The sequence below is a fragment of the Streptomyces sp. MAR4 CNX-425 genome (assembly GCF_048656465.1).
In the GTDB taxonomy this organism is placed as follows: domain Bacteria; phylum Actinomycetota; class Actinomycetes; order Streptomycetales; family Streptomycetaceae; genus Streptomyces.
Genome location: NZ_JBMDLF010000004.1, coordinates 450,783 through 470,224 on the forward strand (window position 1 = coordinate 450,783; position 19,442 = coordinate 470,224).

Consider the following 19,442-nt stretch of genomic DNA (forward strand, 5'->3'; position numbering starts at 1 on the left):
GCATCGGCCGCCGGTCCGAATCAAATGAGCTCGGACTGTACCAGGCCGGCCTGGTACGCGTAGATGACGGCGTGTACGCGGTTTTTTAATTTCAGCTTGTCGAGCATGCGCTGCACATGGGACTTCACGGTGCTTTCGCTGACGAACAGGGCGGCCGATATTTCCGCATTGCTCAGTCCCCGGGCGATCAGCCGGAGTACGTCCGCCTCCCGCCGGGTCAGGTGTTCCAGGCAGAACGCCGCCGGGTCCTCCGGGGAGCCGTCCGGTGCCGTGACGGCCTGGTCCATACCGGCCCTGACGATCGTGGGGAGGGCGAGCAGATATCCCGCGGCGACGAGGCGTACCGCCGCGATGATCTCCGCCGGGCTGGCCTGGCTGAGCAGCAGGCCCCGGGCGCCGACCCGGAGCAGGCCGTGGACGCGCTCGTCGAGCTGGTCGATCAGGACCAGGACGGGAGCGATGTCGCTCTTCGCCGCCGACACCAGGCAGCGCACCGTCTCGACGACGTCGAAGGAGTGCGGGGGGAGGTCCACGACCACGACGTCGGGCTCCGCGGAGATCATTCCGGCGACCGCGTTTTCCAGGTCGCGTGGTTCCCCCGTTATCTCGAAATCAACATACTTCTCGAAGAGTGACTCATAGCCGGCTCGCGTTACTGTACGATCATTTACGATCATGACACGTGTGATCGCGCCCTGCGTCATGGCGAGGCCCCCGCTGGTTTGACAGATCACTGCTGAAGGAAGCCAGCGTATGCCCGCCGTCCGGGAAGTGGAATCGCAACAATTTGTGATTGCGACGGACCGGGAATGTGATCAGGGGCGATCGGCCGTGGATAATGATGGCGGAACGAAGACAAAGTGGAAGGCGGTGAACAAACGGGAAACGGATTCAGGAAGTGCGGATTCCGTCAAGCTCCGGAACTCCCGGATTCGATTTCTGCCGTAATGTCGCCGGCGATGTAACGGGCGATGGTCGGTGCGACCGCCGTGACCACGGCGTCCTGGTGCGCGCTGGCCAGCGGCTCGAACTTCAGTACGTACCGGGTCAGGGCCAGCCCGAAGAGCTGGCTGGCGACCAGCGAGGTGCGCAGCGGCAGGTAGGACGGATCGCCGATGTCCTCCCGGTTGTCCAGCACCCGGCGCACGATCTGCGTGGTGAAGAAGTCCCGCAGCAGCAGCCCCTGCCAGCGGTGGGAGGTGCCGCCACGCAGCATGCCGAGGAACGCCGGCCCGGTGACCGGGCCCTCGCAGGTCTGGAGGAACGTCCTCACGATGCGCGTCGGCACCCCTTCCGGTCCCCCCGCCAGGACCTGCGGAATGAGGAGGGCCGGGTCGATGGGCGGCCGCACGACCGCCAGGAAGAGCTTCTCCTTGGTGCCGAAGTAGTGGTGGACGAGCGCCGCGTCGACACCGGCGCTGGTCGCGATCTGCTTGATGGAGGCCCCGTCGTAGCCGCGCTGCGAGAAGGCCTCGCGGGCGGCCGTCAGGATGACGCCGCGCGTGTCCTGGTTCCCGGGTCTGCGACCGGTACGTCCTCTGCCCATGGTCCGTCCATCTTCCCATTTCCCCGTTTCCCGCGGTCACCGGGCCCGGGACGGGCGGGGGAGCCCGCCCCGGGCCGGGACGTCCCGGTGCCCGCCGGATCCTCGCCGGCCGGCCGGGGCTAGGGCGTGCGCCGGCGCAGGGTGCCGGCGGCGAGCGCCAGGGCGAGCACCACGGCGCCGACGACGATGGCGAACCCCCGCCACATCACGGTGGTGGGATCCTCGTGCAGGCCGACCTCCTGGAGCGCCTCGACGCCGTGGGACAGGGGCAGCACGGTGCTCACGACCTCCAGCCACCCGGCCATCTCCTCCCGCGGCACGAACAGCCCGCACAGCAGGATCTGCGGGATCACCACGACCGGGAGGAACTGCACCGCCTGGAACTCGGTGCGGGCGAACGCGCTGCACAGCAGCCCGAGTCCGACGCCGAGCAGCCCGTTGGCCACCGCGATGAGCACGACGAACCCGGGGCTGCCCACGGTGTCCAGGTCGAGGAAGAGGTACGCGACGGTGGCGCCGACGGTCGCCTGCACGGCCGCGGCCAGGCCGAAGGCCAGCCCGTAGGCGAAGAGGAGGTCGAGCTTGCCCACCGGGGTGGTGAACAGCCGCTCCAGCGTGCCCGAGGTGCGCTCACGCAGCATCGCGATGCTGGTGACGAGGAACATCAGCAGGAACGGGAAGAGGCCCAGCACGATGACGACGACCTCGTCGAACATCCCTCCGTCCTCGAACATGAAGTACAGCAGGGTCATCAGCAGCACGGGGGCGCCGATGAGGAGCCCGATGGAGCGGCGGTCGTGCCGCAACTGGCGCAGGATGCGGCCGGTGGTGCTGGCCAGGATCGCGACGGACACTCAGGCCACCTCCTTCCCGCGCCCGCCCTCGGCGTCCTGCGCGCGCACCAGCCGCAGGAACGCCTGGTCGAGGTCGTCCGTGCCCGTCCGGGACTTGATCTCGTCGGGGGCTCCCTCGGCGACGATCGCCCCCTCCCGGATGAGGACCAGACCGTCGCAGCGGTTGGCCTCGTCCATGATGTGGCTGGACACCACCAGCGTGGCCCCCCGGCTCGCCAGATCACGGAAGCGTTCCCACAACTCCTCGCGCAGCACGGGGTCCTGGCCCACGGTCGGCTCGTCGAGCACCAGCACCTCGGGCCGGGTGACCAGGGCGCAGGCGAGCGAGGCCCGGCTGTGCTGGCCGCCCGAGAGGGTCCGGACCTCCTGCCCGGCCTGCTCGGCGAGGCCGACCTCGCGTATCACGCTCTCCGCGTCCTTCGCGCCGAGGCCGTGGAGGCTGGCGAAGTACCGCACGTTCTCCCGCACGGTCAAGTCGGTGTACACGCTGGGTGACTGCGTGAAGTAGCCGACCTTCCGCCGGAGTTCGGCCGAGCCGGCGGGCTCCCCCAGGACCGTCACGGTGCCGGAGCTGACGATCTGCACGCCCACGATGGCGCGGAAGAGCGTGGTCTTGCCGCTGCCGCTCGGCCCGAGCAGCCCGGTGATGACGCCGCGCGGCACGTCGGTGCTGATGCCGTGCAGCACCTCGCGTGCGCCGCGCACGACTGTGAGGTCGCGGACCTCGATGGCGGTCTCCATGTTGCCCTTCTTGTGACTCGGAGTGACTTGGCTCGCGGAATTCAATGCTAAGTGAATTCCTCCGGGAGGACCAGGGACCTGACGCCATCGCCGGACTCCGGTGGTGCCGGACGCCCGGACAGGACCCTCCGGACAGGACCTTCCGGGCAGGAGACCCCTGTTGCCCCGGCGGTGCCACGAACGGCCCAAAAAGGGGCCGCGCGCCCTCGTTCTTTGTGACGAAGCCTCCTTCTCAGGGGGGCAACCGCGGCGGTCCGGGCCGGGGCCAATTCATCACCGGGACCGAAGAACTCGTCAGGTGCGGATTGCTAGCCTCGGCTTGCCATGAAAACAGTCCAGGCGAAGTCCGGGGCGGACCTATGACACAGCAGAATCGGCTATCCGACGGATACGAGGAAGTGCTGAAGGAGCTTACCGTCTACGTGGAGGAACGCTTTCTTCCGACGGGCGAGAGCGGTATCGAACCCACCGCGCCACTCCTCGAACTGGGCATCCTCACCTCGCTCAACACCACCGAGCTGATCGGCCACATCCAGTCTCACTACGGGGTGTTCGTGCCGCCGGAGAAGATCGTCGGATCGAACTTCAAGAACCTGGACGTCATCACCAGGTTCGTGCTCTCCATACGGGAAGAGTCATCGGGCCGGTCCTGTCCGGTCAAGTGATCCGACAAGGCCGTCAAACGAGAGGAACGGGTTTCCATGCCGGAGGTCGACTACGACATCGGGATCATCGGCGGCGGGCCGGCGGGGTCCACCGCGGCGTCCTACCTGGCCCGCGCCGGGCTGTCCGTGGCGGTGTTCGAGGCCGAGAACTTCCCCAGGGAGCACGTCGGTGAGTCCCTTGTCCCGGCGACCACTCCGGTGCTGCGCGACATCGGCGCGATCGACCTGATCGACAAGGCCGGATTTCCCCGGAAGTTCGGCGCCGCCTGGACCTCGGCCGCCTCGGACGACATTCCGAGGCTGGGATTCCAGGGGCTCTCCCACGGCCTCGGCGCGGCCGAGATCGAGTTCAACGAGCGCGACCAGGCCGGCGTGCTTCAGGATTACACCTACCACGTCGACCGCGGGCAGTTCGACCTGCTTCTCCTCCAGCACGCCATGGCGCAGGGCGCCAAGGTCTTCGAGGGGATGCGCGTCCGCCGCGTCGACTTCTCCGGCGACCGGCCGGTCATTCACCTGCCGCTGGGAAAGAAGGACGCCACCGTCACGGTGAACATGGTGGTGGACGCCAGCGGGCGGGGCACCTTCCTCGGCCGCCAGGAGAAAATCAAGGTGCCGGATCCCGTATTCAACCAGTACGCGATCCACACCTGGTTCGACGACCTCGACCGCACGGCCCTGGCCCACGACAAGGACAAGGCCGACTACATCTTCATCCACTTCCTTCCCATCACCGACACCTGGGTCTGGCAGATCCCCATCACGGACACCATCACCAGCGTCGGCGTGGTGACGCAGAAGAAGCACGTGCGCGCGGCGAAGGACGACCTCGACGGGTTCTTCTGGGACTGCCTGGGCAGCCGGCCGGCGCTCCGCAAGGCCCTGGAGCAGGCCACCCAGGTCCGGCCGCTGAAGACCGAGGGCGACTACAGCTACGGCATGAAGGAGATCGTCGGCGACGGCTTCGTCCTCGTCGGCGACGCCGCGCGCTTCGTCGACCCGATCTTCTCCAGCGGGGTGAGCGTCGCGCTCAACAGCGCCCGGCTGGCGTGCAAGGACATCATCGCCGCGGCCGAGGCGGGCGACTTCAGCAAGCCCAGGTTCGCCACGTACGAGCAGACGCTGCGCCGCGGCGTGCGCAACTGGTACGAGTTCATCTCCATCTACTACCGCCTCAACATCCTGTTCACCGCGTTCGTGCAGGACCCGAGGTATCGCCTCGACGTGCTGAAGATGCTCCAGGGCGACGTCTACGACGACGCCGAGCCCAAGGCGCTCACGGCCATGCGGGAGTTCGTCCGGGTCGTCGAGGACAACCCCGACCACCTGTGGCACCAGCACCTGGGGAACCTGTCCGCGCCGAGCATGGCCGCGATGTTGTGAAGGGGCGCCGGCAGTCCACCAAGGCACCGGCGGGCGGCCGCACCGACGACGAGGCGATCGCCCTCGTCGGTGCGGGATGCCGATTCCCCGGCGGCATCTCCGGTCCGGACGACTTCTGGCGGGCCCTCACCTCCGGCACCGACGTCATCACCGAGGTTCCGCCGACCCGGTGGGACGTCGACCGGTACTACAGCCCCGACGCCGGAACCGCCGGCCGGATGTACTCGCGCTGGGGCGGGTTCATCGAGGGCGAGACCCGTTTCGACACGGCCTTCTTCGGCATCTCGCCCCGGGAGAGCCGGCAGATCGACCCCCAGCACCGCATGATGCTCGAAGTCGCCTGGGAGGCCCTGGAGAACGCCGGCCTCGTGCCGGCGGAGCTGGCGGGCAGCCGCACCGGCGTCTACGTCGGCGGGCTGGGGATGGACTACACCCTGCTCCACTCCCGGCAGGCGGGCATGGGCGGGGTCGACCCGTGGTACGCCTCGGGCAAGGAGCCCAGCTTCCACTCCGGCCGGCTGTCCTACCTGCTCCAGTTCCACGGCCCGAGCCTGTCGCTGAGCACCGCGTGCTCCTCCTCGCTCGTCGCCGTGCACCTGGCACGCCAGAGCCTGCTGGCCGGTGAGTGCGACGCCGCGCTGGCCGGCGGGGTGAACCTGCTGCTGTCCCCGGACCTGAACGTCTTCATGTGCCAGATCGGCGCCATGTCCAAGGACGGCCGCTGCAAGACGTTCGACGCCTCGGCCGACGGCATCGTACGCGGCGACGGCGCCGTCGTCCTGGTCCTCAAACGCCTGTCCGACGCTCTCGCGGCGGGCGACGACGTGATCGCCGTCATCCGCGGCTCCGCCGTCAACCACGACGGCGCCAGCGCCGGCCTCACCGCGCCCAACGGCGCGGCCCAGCAGGCGCTGCTGCGCCAGGCGCTCGCCGGCGCCGGTCTCGAACCCGGCCAGGTGGGATACGTCGAGGCCCACGGCACCGGCACGCCGCTCGGCGACCCGATCGAGATGTCCGCGCTCGCCTCCGTGCTGGGCGAGGGCCGGTCCGGGCACGACCCCCTGCTCGTCGGCTCGCTGAAGACCAACTTCGGGCACACCGACGGCGCGGCCGGCGCCGCCGGGCTGCTCAAGGCGGCCCTGTCGGTGCGGCACGGCCGGATCCCCCCGCACCTCCACCTGCGCACCCCGAGCCCGGCGATCCCCTGGGACCGCTGGCCGGTGCGCGTACCCGTGGAGCTCACCGACTTTCCCGGCGACCCCCGGCACCGGGTGGCCGGAGCCAGCGCGTTCGGCCTCAGCGGCACCAACGCCCACGTGGTGGTCGAGTCGCCGCCCCGGCCCGAGCCGGCCCGGGCGGGCCGCGAAGAAAACCCCTCCCGCGAGGGCGGGTCGTTCCTGCTGCCGGTCTCGGCCCGCTCCGGTGAGGCGCTGCGCGAGCTCGCCGCCCGGCACCGGGACCGGCTGCGCGGGCCGGCCGCCGGCACGGACGACGAGGCGGCCGCGTACGTCCACACCGCCGCCGTGCGCCGCTCCCACCACGCGCGGCACCGCCTGGCGGTGACCGGCCGGACGACCGGCGAACTGGCCGCCGGACTCGACGCGTTCCTGGAGGACGAGCCCGCCCCCGGCGTGGCGCACGGCGGCCGCGACGACCCGGACTCCCCGGTTCCCGGCGTGTGCTTCCTCTTCTCCGGCCAGGGCAGCCAGTGGCCCGGCATGGGGAGAGAGCTGCTGGCGCGGGAGGAGGCGTTCGGCGCGGCGCTGCGCGAGTGCGACGACGCGGTGCGCGAACTCGCCGGGTGGTCCGTCATCGACGAACTCCTCCGCGACGAGCCGGACTCCCGGCTCGCGGACACCGAGATCGCCCAGCCCGTGATCTTCTCCGTCCAGGCCGCCGCCGCCGCGCTGTGGCGGTCCTGGGGGATCGTGCCCACGGCCGTCGTCGGTCACAGCATGGGCGAGATCGCCGCCGCCCACGTCGCCGGCGCGCTGACGCTGCCGGACGCGGCCCGCGTCATCGTGCACCGCGGCCGGCTGCTGGCGCCGTCCGCCGGCCAGGGGCTGATGGCCGCGGTGGCGCTCGGCGAGGCCGACGTCGCCGGGCTGCTCGAACCCTACGGCGACCGGCTGGCGCTGGCCGCCGTGAACAGCCCCGGCTCCGTGGTGGTGTCCGGAGTCCCCGCGGCGGTCGAGGAGTTCCGCGAGGAACTGGACCGCCGCGGGGTGACGACCCGGCTGCTGCCGGGCACGCACCCCTTCCACAGCCCCCAAATGGCGGACCCCGCGTCCCGGCTCGCCGCCGAACTCGACGGCCTGCCCTGGCACACGCCCGGCATCCCGGTGCTGACGACCACCGGTGACACCACGCCCGGCCCTGTGGCCTTCGACGCGGAGCACTGGGGGCGCAACGTCCGCCGGCCGGTCCGCTTCGCCGAGGCCGTCGCCGAGGCCGTCGACTCCGGCCATCGGCTCTTCGTCGAGCTGGGGCCGCACCCGGTCCTCGCCCAGCCCGTCACCCAGTGCCTGCGCGCGGCCGGCGCCGAGGGCGCGGTCGTCCCGACGCTGCGCCGGGACACGGACGACGTGCTCACCGCCAAGGGCGCGCTGGCCACGCTCTACACGCACGGAGTCGCGCCCGACTGGACGTCCGCGAGCGGCGGCGCGGGCCGCAGCAGCGCCCTGCCGACGTACCCCTGGCAGGGAGAGCCCCTGTGGTTCGACGCCGCCGGCGGCGCCACCGGGGCAGGCACCGCCCCCGCCACCGCCGGACTTCGGGGTGAGCTGCGGCTGTACGACGCCGAGGGGCGGCTCGTCGCGGAGACCGAACCCCTGCGGCTGCGCGCCCCCGGCGCCGCGAACGGAGAGCCGCCGCCCGCCGCCCCCGCCCCGGCCGCACCCCCGACCCCGGCCTCCGCTCCGGCCCCGGCCCCGGGCGAGGGAGCCGCCAGCGGCCTGGCCGACACGGTGGCGGCGGCGGCCGCCGACGTCCTGGGCCTCGCCGGCGGATCCGTACGGCGGCGCGAGGGCTTCGCCGCCCTGGGCATGGACAGCCTCGGCTCGGTGGAGCTGGCCCGGTCGCTGGAGCGGTCGCTCGGTGTCGCACTGCCGCGCACCGTCGCCTTCGACCACCCGACCGTCGAACGGCTGGCGGCGCACCTCGCCACGCTCGTGCCCGGGGCGCGCACCCCGGACTCCGCCGCCCTTGCCCCGGTGCGCCCGCGGGCCACGGAAGCCGCGACCGGCCCCGAGCCCATCGCGGTGATCGGCGTGGGCTGCCGGCTGCCCGGCGGCGTACGGGGCCCCGAGGACTACTGGCGGCTGCTGACCGAAGGCGTCGACGCCGTGGGACCGGCGCCCCAGGACCGGCTGGCGGGGCCCGAGGTGTGGCGGGGCGGCTTCCTGTCCGACGACGTGGCCGGCTTCGACGCCTCCTTCTTCCGCATCTCGCCGGTCGAAGCCCGCGCCATGGACCCCCAGCAGCGGCTCTTCCTGGAGGTCGCCTGGGAGGCGCTGGAGCACGCCGGCACCCCGGCCCGGGACCTCGCCGGCTCCCGGACGGGCGTGTTCCTCGGCATGAACTCCTACGACTACGGGCAGCTGATCACCCAGCACCCCGACAACCTGGACATCTACTACGGGATCGGGAACTCCTTCTCCGCGGCGGCGGGGCGGCTGTCCTTCCTGCTGGGACTCAACGGCCCCAGCCTCGCCGTCGACACGGCCTGCTCCTCCTCGCTCGTCGCCGTGCACCTGGCGGTGCGGAGCCTCCGCTCGGGCGAGAGCGACCTGGCCGTGGCCGCCGGCGTCAACCTCGTCCTCAGCCCCACGATCCACCGGGTCAGCGCGGCGGGCGGAGCCCTCGCGCCGGACGGCCGCTGCAAGACCTTCGACGCCTCCGCCGACGGCTACAGCCGCGGCGAGGGCTGCGGGGCCGTGATCCTCAAGCCCCTGTCGCGCGCCGAGGCCGACGGCGACGAGGTGCTGGCGGTGATCCGCGGCTCGGCGATCAACCAGGACGGCGCCAGCAGCGGCCTGACGGTGCCCAACGGCCCGGCCCAGGAAGCGCTGCTCCGGGCGGCCCTGGCGGACGGCGGCGTCGCCGCGGACGACGTCGGCTACGTGGAGGCGCACGGCACCGGCACCCCGCTCGGCGACCCGATCGAGCTGCGCGCCCTGGGGGCCGTGCTGGGGCGGCGCGACGGCGCCGACGACTGCCTCGTCGGATCGGTGAAGACGAACCTGGGCCACCTGGAGGCCGCCTCCGGCATCGCCGGTCTGATCAAGACCGTGCTCGCGCTGCGGCACCAGGCCGTCCCCCGGCACCTGCACTTCCGCGAGCCGAACCCCGACATCCCCTGGCAGGAGCTGCCGCTGCGCGTTCCCACCGAGCTGGTGCCCTGGACCGGCCGCGGCCCCCGCACCGCGGGCGTGAGCGCGTTCGGCTTCAGCGGCACCAACGCCCACGTGGTGCTCGCCGAGGCACCCCGGCCGCGCGGGCGGGACGACGCCGGCACCGCCCCGGCCGTACCGGCGTTCGTGCTGCCGCTGTCGGCCGCGACCGCCGCGGCCCTGCCCGACCAGGCCCGCGCCTACCACGCGGCCCTCACCGCCGGCACCGGCGCCGCCGAGGAGGAGGACCTCGCCGGCGCCGCGGACCGGCCGGTCGTCGACGATCTCGCCGGGCTGTGCGCGACGGCGGCGCTGCGGCGCAGCCACCTGGACCACCGTCTCGTCGTCGTCGGGCGGGACCGGTACGAACTGGCCGACCGGCTGGCCGCGTTCGCCGACGACCCTGGGGGCCGGCACGGGCCGGGCACCGCCGTGGGCCGGGCGGACCGCGACCGGGCGCGCGGACCGGTCTTCGTCTTCTCCGGCCACGGCTCCCACTGGGCCGGCATGGCCCGGGACCTCGCGAGCGACGACCCGGTGTGCCGCGCCGCCCTGAGCCGCTGCGACCGGGCGCTGGCACCGCACCTCGACTGGTCCGTGCGCGAGGCGCTGGAGTCCGGGCGGCAGCCCGCCCAGGAGGCCGACCAGCAGATCCTCGTCTTCGCCCTCCAGTACGCCCTGAGCGAGATGTGGCGCACGGCGGGCGTGACCCCCGGGGCCGTCGTCGGGCACAGCATGGGCGAGGTGTCGGCCGCACTCTGCGCGGGCGCCCTCACCCTGGAGCAGGCCGCCGAGATCATGGTCCGCCGCAGCGAACTGCTCAAGCAACTGGCCGACCGGGGCGGCATGGCCGTCGTCGGCATGGACGCCGCGCGCACCGAGGAGGCCGTCCGCGGCTACGGGGAGCAGCTGAGCGTCGCCGTCATCAACAGCAGCAGCTCCACCGTGGTCGCCGGCACCCACGAGGCGCTGGCCGACTTCGGCGCGCGCATGAAGGAGGGCAAGGTCTTCTTCAAGGCGGTCCGGGCCGGCGGGCCCGGGCACAGCGCGCTGGCGGAGCCGCTGCGCCGCCGGTTGGAGAGCGAGCTGGCCGGGCTCACCCCGGCCGCGCCGAGGCTGCCCATGTACTCCACCGCCGACGCCCGCCCCGTCGAGGGCACGACCCTCGACGCCGCCTACTGGGGGCGGAACCTGCGCCTTCCGGTGCGCTTCGCCGACGCCGTACGCCACCTGGTGACCGAGGGCTACGACACCTTCGTCGAGCTGTCGCCGCACCCCCTCCAACTGGCCCCCGTCGAGCAGGAGCTGAGCGCCGCGGGCGTCGACGGCGTGCTCGTGCCCTCGCTGCTGCGGAAGACCGACTCCCGGCTGGCGCTGCTGAGCGCGTTCGGCACCCTCCACGCCGGGGGGCAGCCGGTCGACTGGCGGTGGCTGTACCCCGCCCCGGCGCGTCCCACGGCCACGCCCCCGTACGTGTGGCAGCACAAGCGCTACTGGATGCGCCACACGGCCGCGCCCGCCGCGTCCGGCACCCCCCTCAGCCCGGCGGGCGGCTCCGGCCACCCGCTGATCGCCCAGGACGTCCGGCTGCTGGGGCCCGGCGGCGCCCGCGTCGTCCAGGCGGCCATCCCTCCGGAACTCGCCGCGAGCTGCGGCGCGCAGCCGGTGGCGCCCGGCCACCGGGCCGTGCGCCTGCCCGGCGCCCTGTGGCTGGAGATGGCCCTGGCGGCGGCCGACGAGGGCGGCGGGCGCGGGCCGGTGACGCTTCAGGACGTCGAACTCTCCCACGCTCCCGTCGTGGAGCCCGGCACCACCGGACTCGCCCAGCTCTCGCTGACCCCCGCCGCGGACGGCACCTCCGCCTTCACGGTGCGGGCGACGGCCGGGGCGGCGGCGGAGCAGGACCACGGCGAACGCCCCGGCGGTGACCGCGAGACCGCCACCGGCCGTATCCGGCCGGCCGCCGCCGGGAACACCGCCGACGCCGACCGCCCCGGGCCGGGCACCGACCGCACCCCCGGCGAGGTGCCCGCGGCGGTGCGGGAGTGGTTCCGGGCGTTCCAGGGCAGCGGGGTGGCGCCGGTCCCCGAGTCGGCGTGGTCGGCACCCGGGCAGGGCGGCGGCGACGCGGCCGAGATCGAGGTCGCCGTCCGCTGCCGCCCCGCCGCCCTGCGCTGGCACCTGCCGCCCGAACTGCTCGACCTCGCCCTCAGGCTGCCCGTCCTGACCGGCGCCCCGGACGCGGCCGACCGGGTGCCCCGGCACCTGCGGTCCCTCACGGTGTACGGCACCCCCGGCGAGCGCGTGCGGATCGGCGCCCGGGTCCTGCGGGACGACGAGCACGGGATGCTCGCCGACGTGTGGATCACCGACGAGACCGGCCACCCGGTCGCCGACGCCCGCGGCGTGCGGCTGGCCCCGCCGCCGGGGCGCGTGCTCGCCGAGGAGGAGCGCGACCGCGTGGCCGACCGGCTCTACCGCACGGCGTGGCGCGAGCGCTCCCTGACGCCGGCGCCGCCCGGCAGCGAGGACACCGACCCCCCGGACGACACCCGGGCGGCCCACCCGCGCGACGGCGAACTGCTCGTGCTGGCCGACCGCACGGGCGTCGCCGACGCCCTGGCGCGGCGGCTCGACGAACGCGGCCTGCCCTGCCGGCTGGTCCCCGCGACCGGCACCGACGGGCCGGCGGCGGACGACGTGCGCCGCGCCGAGGCGGCCTGGCGGGACCTGGCGAAGGGCCCGGGCTGCCGCGCCGTGCTCCACCTGTGGCCGCTCGACCTGCCCGCCGACGCACCGGGGGAGCAGGAGGCCGACGCCGCGGCGCGGGCCTGCGCCGCGATGCACCCCCTCGCCGCCGTCGGCGCGTCACCCGTCTGGCACGTCACGCGCGGCGCGGTGGCGGTCGACGCGACGGACCGGGCCGCCCCGCTGCACGCCGCCGTGCGGCAGACGGCCACCGTGATCGGCCTCCGCCGCCCCGGTGCCTGGGGCGGCACCCTGGACCTCGACCCGGCCCGTCCGGGCGCCGCGACCGCCGCCGCCGACGCCGACGCCGACGCGGTCCTGGCCGAGGCGCTGTCCGGCGACGGCGAGGACCACGTGGCGCTGCGCGGCGGCACGCGGCTGGTGGCGCGCGTCACCCGGGCCGCCGCACCGCCCCCGGTACTCGACCCGGTCCGGCTCGACCCCGGGCGCACCTACCTCGTGGCCGGCGCCGACAGCCGGCTGGCCGGCCACGTCCGCGACTGGCTCCACGCGCGCGGCGCGGGGGAGGTGCTGACGGTGAGCGCCCGGGCCGACGCCGCCCACGTGCGCGCCGTTCTCGACAAGGCCGCCGGCGGCGGACGCCCGGTGGCGGGGCTCGTCTGGCTGGGCGCCGAGTGGGAGCCGTGGAGCGGCGGCGAGCCGGACGCCGAGGCGCTGTCGCGCGCGCTCCGCGACCGGGCCCGCGGCGCCTGGGCGTGGCACGAGGCGTGCGCGGACACCGGGACGGAACTCGACCTCTTCGCGGTGTTCGGCTCGGCGGCCTCGCACTGGGGGGCGCTCGGCGCCGAGGCCCAGGCGCCGGTGGACGGGATGCTCACGGCCCTCGCCGGCCGGCGCCGCGCGCTCGGCCGCCCGGTGACCGCCGTCGCCTGGACGCCGTGGGACGGGCTGGACCTGCTGAGCGCCGACGCCCGGGCGCGGCTGGTACGCGGCGGCCTTGAGCCGCTCGACCCCGCCGCCGCCGTCGAGCTGCTGGACGCCGCCGTGGACCTCGGTCTCCACGAGGTCCTGGCCGCGTCCGCGGACTGGAGCCTGCTGCTCCCCCTCTACCGGCAGACCATGCGGTGGCCGCTGTTCGACGAGATGGACGCCTCGGCGTCCGCGGCCGGGGCCGGGGAGGGGGAACTGGTCGCGCACCTGGCGACGCTGCCCCCCGCCGCCCGCGCGGAGCGGCTGCTGGAGTGCGTCCTGGACGAGGTGACCGTGGTGCTCGGGATGGACGGCGGCGACGAACCCGACGCGCGGCAGGGCTTCTTCGAGATGGGCGTGAACTCCGTGACGGCGCTGGAGCTGAAGGTCAGGCTGGAACGCCGCCTCGGCGTCCCGCTGCCCGCCACCCTCGTGTTCGAGTACCCCACCTGCGAGGCGGTCGCGGGCCACCTGGCGGCCGGGTTGCCGGGCGGCCAGGAGCCGCCGGCCGCCCCGGACCCCGCACCCGCGCCGGAGCCCGCCGCCGCCCCGCCCGACGCCGCCCCGCCCGAGGACGACGACCTGCTGGCGCGGCTGGCACGGGAGACCGAGGCGGTCGAGGCCCTGATCCGGCAGCGGCCGTGAGGACCCGCGCCGGGCCGGGCCCGTGCCGTACCCGCCGGCGCGACGGCACCCGCGGCCGGGAGGCGCCGTCGCGTGGCCGACGCGCAGCCGGCCAGAACCGCATCCATCTCCGGAGGAGACGATGACCGCAGTTCAGACCGCCGAGGCGGCCGGAGTGGACACGTCCGCGCAGACCCTGCCCGGGCTTCTCCAGCACCGTGCCGCGGCCCAGCCCGACCAGGTCGCGTACGTCTTCCTCGCCAACGGAGAGGAACCGGCGGAGACCGTGACGTACGCCGAACTCCACGCGTCGGCGGTCGAACGGGCCGGCCTGCTCGCCCGGACGGCCGAGCGGGGCACACCCGTGGTCCTGCTGTACCCGTCGGGGCTGGAGTTCATCCGCACCCTCTTCGGCTGCATGCACGCGGGGGTGCCCGCCGCGCCCGTGCAGGTCCCCCGGCGCGTGACCGGCGTGGAGCGCATGCGCAGGATCGCGGACGACGCGGGCACCGGCATCGTCCTCACCACCGCCGCGGTGCGCGACGACCTGATGGAGAGCTTCGGGGACGCGCCCGCGATGAAGGGCCTCACCGTCGTCGCCACCGACGTCCCGCCGCCCGCCGGGACGGCCCCGGCGCCCCGCCCCCTGCCCGTCGACGTCGCGCTCCTGCAGTACACCTCCGGTTCCACCGGCGACCCCAAGGGGGTGATGGTCAGCCACGCCAACTTCCTCGGCAACGCCCGCGAGATCGACGCCCTGTGGCCGTGCCGGCCGGACGGAGCCGTCGTCTCCTGGCTGCCGTTCTTTCACGACATGGGCATGGTCAAGGGCATCGTGCTGCCGCTGTGGGCCGGGATCCCCTCCTACGTCATGGCCCCGGAGGCGTTCGTCCGCGACCCGCTGCGCTGGCTGCGGGCCGTCTCCCGGTTCCGGGGCACGCACTCGGCGGGCCCCAACTTCGCGTTCGAGCTGTGCGTCCGCGCGGCGCGCGCGGGCCGGGACCTCAGCGGCATCGACCTGTCGTCGTGGCGGCTGGCGGGCAACGGCGCCGAGCGGGTACGGCAGCCCACCGTCCGCGCGTTCGCGGAGGTGTTCGGCCCCCACGGCTTCGATCCGCGCGCCATGTGCCCCTGCTACGGCCTGGCGGAGAACACCCTGAAGGCCACCGGGAGCCGCCCGGACCAGGAGCCCTCCGTGCTGCGGGTGCACGCCGGAGCCCTGGCCGAGAACCGGGTGGAGATCGTGCTCGGCGCGGGGGAGCCCGGCAGCGTCGTGGAGCTGGTGAGCACGGGGATACCCGTCCAGGAGACCCGGGTGCGCATCGTCGACCCGGACACCGGGCGCCCGTGCCCCCACGGCCGCGTCGGGGAGATATGGCTCTGCGGCCCGAGCGTGGCCCAGGGCTACTGGCGCCGGCCCGCCGAGACCGGCACGGTGTTCCACGCCTGGATCGCGGGCGCGGAACACCAGGGCCCCCACCTGCGCACCGGCGATCTGGGCTTCCTCCACGACGGGGAGCTGTACGTCGCCGGGCGCCAGAAGGACCTCGTCGTGTACCGGGGACGGAACTTCTATCCCCAGGACATCGAACTCTCCGTCGAGCGGTGCGACCCCGGGCTGCACCCCAACTCCTGCGCCGCCTTCGCGGTGGACGACGGTACGGCCGAGAGGCTGGTCGTCATCGTCGAGGCCGGCGGCAGGACGCTGCGCGCGACCGGGGCCGCGACGCTGCGCGCGCGTGTCCGGGCCGCCGTCCACGAGGGGCAGCGGCTCGCGGTGGACGACGTGGTGGTGGTGCGGCGCGGCTCACTGCCCGTGACGTCCAGCGGCAAGGTGCAGCGGCGGCTGTGCCGCCGGCTCTACCTGGACGGCCGGCTGACCCCGGCTTGACCCCGACCGAGCAGCCCCAGGCAGTCACACCCCTTCACGGACCTACGGGAGACGCACGTGGCGACAACCACAACCGGGCGTACCGCACGGCAGTTGGCGGAGCTCCGTGAGCGCAGGGAAGCGCTCACCGCCCAGTCGACGGGAGCGGCCCGCGACAAGCAGCACGCCCGGGGGAAACTGACCGCTCGCGAACGCATCGACCTGCTGCTCGACCCGGGCACGTTCGTCGAACTCGACGCCCTGGCCCGGCACCGCTGCCACGACTTCGGGATGGAGAAGAAGCGCCCCTACGGCGACGGCGTGGTGACCGGCTCCGGCATGATCGACGGCCGCAAGGTCTGCGTCTTCGCGCAGGACGCGACCGTGCTCGGCGGCAGCCTGGGCGAGGTGTTCGGCGAGAAGGTCATCAAGGTCATGGACCTGGCCATCGAGACGGGCTGCCCCATCGTCTGCATCAACGACTCCGGCGGGGCGCGCATCCAGGAGGGGGTGGTGGCCCTCGCCTACTACGCGAAGTTCGCCAAGCGGCACGTGGACGCCTCGGGCGTCATCCCGCAGATCTCGCTCATGATGGGGTCGTGCGCCGGGGGCGCGGTGTACGCCTCGGCGGTGACCGACATCATCATCATGGTCGAGGGCACCTCGCACATGTTCGTCACCGGCCCCGAGGTCCTCCAGACCGTCACCGGCCACCGCGTCGACCGGGAGGAGCTGGGCGGCGCCCGGCTCCACAACGCGGTCACGGGGTCGGCCCACCACCTCGCCACGGAGGAGAAGGACGCGCTGGAGTACGCCCGGCAGGTGCTCAGCTACCTGCCGTCGAACAACATGACCGAGCCCCCCAGGTACCCGGCCGAGGCCCCGTCCGAGCCCACCCGGGAGGACCTCGACCTGGACACGCTCATCCCGGATGAGGTCAACCAGCCCTACGACATGTTCCGCGTGCTGCACACCGTGCTGGACGACGGCGAGCTGCTGGAGATCCAGCCGCTGTACGCCCCCAACATCATCTGCGGCTTCGGGCGGATCGAGGGCCGGTCGGTGGGGGTCGTGGCCAACCAGCCCTCGCACCTGGCCGGGGCGCTCGACCTGGAGGCCAGCGAGAAGGCGGCCCGCTTCATCCGCATGTGCGACGCCTTCCACGTCCCGATCGTCACGTTCGCCGACGTCCCCGGGTACCTGCCCTCGCAGGACCAGGAGCGCAACGGCATCATCCGGCGGGGGGCCAAGCTCGGCTGCGCCTACTCCGAGGCCACGACGCCGATGGTCACCGTGATCACCCGCAAGGCGTACGGCGGCGGCTACGCGGTGATGGGCTCCAAGCACCTCGGCGTGGACGTCAGCCTGGCCTGGCCGACCGCCGAGATCGCCGTCATGGGCGGCGACAGCGCGGTCAGCGTGCTCTACCGGCGCGCGATCGAGGAGTCCGACGACCCGGAGCAGGCCCGCACGGCGATCCGCGAGGAGTACGAACGCACCCTGTGCCACCCGTACATCGCGGCGGAACGCGGATACGTGGACGCGGTCATCATGCCCCACGAGACCAGGCGGCAGGTGGCCCTGGCCCTGGAGACGATGCGGGACAAGCGCAGGACGCGGCTGCCGCGCAAGCACGGGAACCTGCCGCTGTGACCGACACCGCGCTCATCCACGTGTCCGGCGGGCCCACGCCCGAGGAGGTGGCCGCCGTCGTGCTCGCCCTGGCGGCCGTGGCCCGCACCGCCGCGGTCGGCGCCGGCCCCGCGGCGGACGACCGGCACCGGAGCCGGTGGAGCCGCCGGAGCGACCTGATGACCGGTCAGCCGACGCTGCGCGGCGCCGGCGTGTGGCGCGACAGTGCCTGGTAAACGGGGAGAAGAGGGAGTCATCGTGCGCAAGGTGCTCATCGCCAACCGCGGCGAAATCGCCGTCCGCATCGCCCGGGCGTGCCGGGACGCGGGTCTCGCCGCCGTCGCCGTGTACGCGGAGCCGGACCGCGACGCCGTGCACGTCCGGGCCGCCGACGAGGCGTTCGCGCTGGGCGGTGACACGCCGGCGGCCAGCTATCTGGACATGGAGAAGGTGCTCAAGGCGGCGGCCGACTCGGGTGCGGACGCGGTGCATCCCGGGTACGGGTTCCTGTCGGAGAACGCCGGGTTCGCGCAGGCGGTCCGTGATGCGGGGCTGGTCTGGATCGGGCCGCCGCCGCAGGCGATCCGTGACCTGGGCGACAAGGTGTCGGCGCGGCACATCGCCCAGCGTGCCGGGGCGCCGCTGGTCGCGGGGACGAAGGACCCGGTCGGCGGGGTCGGGGAGGTGACCGCGTTCGCGGAGGAGCACGGGCTGCCGATCGCCATCAAGGCGGCGTTCGGCGGCGGCGGGCGGGGGCTGAAGGTGGCCCGTACCCTCGAAGAGGTCCCGGAGCTGTACGAGTCGGCGGTGCGCGAGGCCATCGCCGCGTTCGGCCGCGGCGAGTGCTTCGTCGAGCGCTACCTCGACCGCCCCCGGCACGTCGAGACGCAGTGCCTGGCCGACAAGCACGGCAACGTCGTCGTCGTCTCCACCCGCGACTGCTCGCTGCAACGCCGCCACCAGAAGCTGGTGGAGGAGGCGCCGGCGCCGTTCTTGTCGCCGGAGCAGAACGCCGAGCTGTACCGCGCGTCGAAGGCGATCCTCAAAGAGGCGCGTTACGAGGGTGCGGGTACCTGTGAGTTCCTCGTCGGCCGGGACGGCACGATCTCGTTCCTGGAGGTCAACACCCGTCTTCAGGTGGAGCACCCGGTGACCGAGGAGGTCACGGGCATCGACCTGGTGCGGGAGATGTTCCGGATCGCCGACGGCGAGGAGCTGGGCTACGGCGACCCGCCGGTGCGGGGTCACTCCCTGGAGTTCCGTATCAACGGCGAGGACCCCGGGCGCAACTTCCTGCCCGCACCGGGCACCGTGACGGCGTTCGACCCGCCGGCGGGTCCGGGGGTGCGGCTGGACGCGGGCGTGGAGGCGGGCAGTGTGATCGGCCCGGCGTGGGACTCGCTGCTGGCCAAGCTGGTCGTCACCGGCGCCACCCGGCAGCAGGCGCTCCAGCGCGCGGCACGCGCGCTGGACGAGTTCACGGTGGCCGGGATGGCCACGGCCCTGCCCTTCCACCGCACCGTCGTACGGGACCCGGCGTTCGCGCCCGACTCCGCGGTCGAGCCGTTCTCCGTCCACACCCGCTGGATCGAAACGGAGTTCGCGAACACCATCGAGCCGTTCGGCGGCGCGGACGGCGGGGCCGGAGCCGAGGGCGAGGAGGGCGTGACGCGCGAGACGGTCGTGGTCGAGGTCGGCGGCAAGCGCCTGGAGGTCTCGCTGCCGTCGTCGCTGGCGACGCCGCTGGCGCACACCGCCCCCGCGGGGGGCGCCGCGCCCGCGCGACGCCGCCGCACCGCCCGGCGCGGCACGGCGGCCCCTCCCGGCGACACCCTGACCTCACCCATGCAGGGCACCGTCGTCAAGGTCGCCGTGACCGAGGGCCAGAAGGTCACCGAGGGCGAGCTGATCGTGGTCCTCGAAGCCATGAAGATGGAGCAGCCGATCCACGCCCACCGCACCGGCGCGGTCGCCAACCTGAAGGCCGAAGCCGGCGGCTCCCTCTCCTCCGGCGCCGTCATCTGCCAGATCACGGACTGAGACCGGCTCCCCGCGTCC

General features: G+C 73.7%; 11 protein-coding genes. 7 read left to right on the forward strand and 4 right to left on the reverse strand.

Translation table 11 applies throughout. The features are described from left to right. Nucleotides 1–20 precede the first annotated feature (20 nt). The 4 genes from ACHZ99_RS14955 to ACHZ99_RS14970 all read right to left on the reverse strand — a co-directional run bounded on the left by ACHZ99_RS14955 (nt 21) and on the right by ACHZ99_RS14970 (nt 3,141). Nucleotides 21–563: a DNA-binding response regulator gene (locus ACHZ99_RS14955; protein WP_420305046.1), complete on the reverse strand. Its 543-nt coding sequence runs from the start codon at nt 561–563 to the stop codon at nt 21–23. A gap of 347 nt (nt 564–910) precedes the next feature. After that, complete coding sequence (locus ACHZ99_RS14960) at nt 911–1,546, reverse strand: TetR family transcriptional regulator (protein WP_420305047.1); 636 nt, start codon at nt 1,544–1,546, stop codon at nt 911–913. Between the two features lie 119 nt (nt 1,547–1,665). Beyond that, nucleotides 1,666–2,400: an ABC transporter permease gene (locus ACHZ99_RS14965; RefSeq protein ID WP_420305048.1), complete on the reverse strand. Its 735-nt coding sequence runs from the start codon at nt 2,398–2,400 to the stop codon at nt 1,666–1,668. Further along, nucleotides 2,401–3,141 (reverse strand): ABC transporter ATP-binding protein, encoded by a 741-nt coding sequence (locus tag ACHZ99_RS14970; RefSeq protein ID WP_420305049.1) that lies wholly within the window; start codon nt 3,139–3,141, stop codon nt 2,401–2,403. A 398-nt stretch (nt 3,142–3,539) separates the two neighbouring features. On the opposite strand from ACHZ99_RS14970, the gene ACHZ99_RS14975 reads away from it, so the two are divergent. From ACHZ99_RS14975 to ACHZ99_RS15005, 7 genes are all read left to right on the forward strand, one after another. Beyond that, a complete protein-coding gene (locus ACHZ99_RS14975) occupies nt 3,540–3,806 on the forward strand; it encodes an acyl carrier protein (protein WP_420305050.1) in 267 nt (88 codons plus the stop codon). Nucleotides 3,807–3,842: 36 nt separating this feature from the next. Then, on the forward strand, nt 3,843–5,189 hold the full coding sequence (locus ACHZ99_RS14980; protein ID WP_420305051.1) for an NAD(P)/FAD-dependent oxidoreductase: 1,347 nt from the start codon (nt 3,843–3,845) through the stop codon (nt 5,187–5,189). Next, entirely contained in the window at nt 5,186–13,903 is an 8,718-nt protein-coding gene (locus tag ACHZ99_RS14985) for a beta-ketoacyl synthase N-terminal-like domain-containing protein (protein WP_420305052.1), read from the forward strand. Before ACHZ99_RS14980 ends, ACHZ99_RS14985 begins: the two co-directional genes overlap by 4 nt. A 121-nt stretch (nt 13,904–14,024) precedes the next feature. Continuing rightward, nucleotides 14,025–15,773, forward strand: a complete 1,749-nt coding sequence (locus tag ACHZ99_RS14990) for a fatty acyl-AMP ligase (protein WP_420305053.1) — start codon at nt 14,025–14,027, stop codon at nt 15,771–15,773. A 57-nt stretch (nt 15,774–15,830) separates the two neighbouring features. Beyond that, entirely contained in the window at nt 15,831–17,405 is a 1,575-nt protein-coding gene (locus tag ACHZ99_RS14995) for an acyl-CoA carboxylase subunit beta (RefSeq protein WP_420305054.1), read from the forward strand. Next, nucleotides 17,402–17,620 carry an acyl-CoA carboxylase epsilon subunit gene (locus ACHZ99_RS15000; protein WP_420305055.1) on the forward strand — a complete coding sequence of 73 codons (219 nt, stop codon included), beginning with the start codon at nt 17,402–17,404 and terminating at the stop codon, nt 17,618–17,620. The genes ACHZ99_RS14995 and ACHZ99_RS15000 overlap by 4 nt, the downstream gene beginning before the upstream one ends. Nucleotides 17,621–17,642: 22 nt before the next feature. Further along, the gene (locus tag ACHZ99_RS15005; protein ID WP_420305056.1) at nt 17,643–19,424 is read left to right on the forward strand and encodes an acetyl/propionyl/methylcrotonyl-CoA carboxylase subunit alpha; all 1,782 of its coding nucleotides are present in this window, start codon (nt 17,643–17,645) and stop codon (nt 19,422–19,424) included. Nucleotides 19,425–19,442 lie beyond the last annotated feature (18 nt).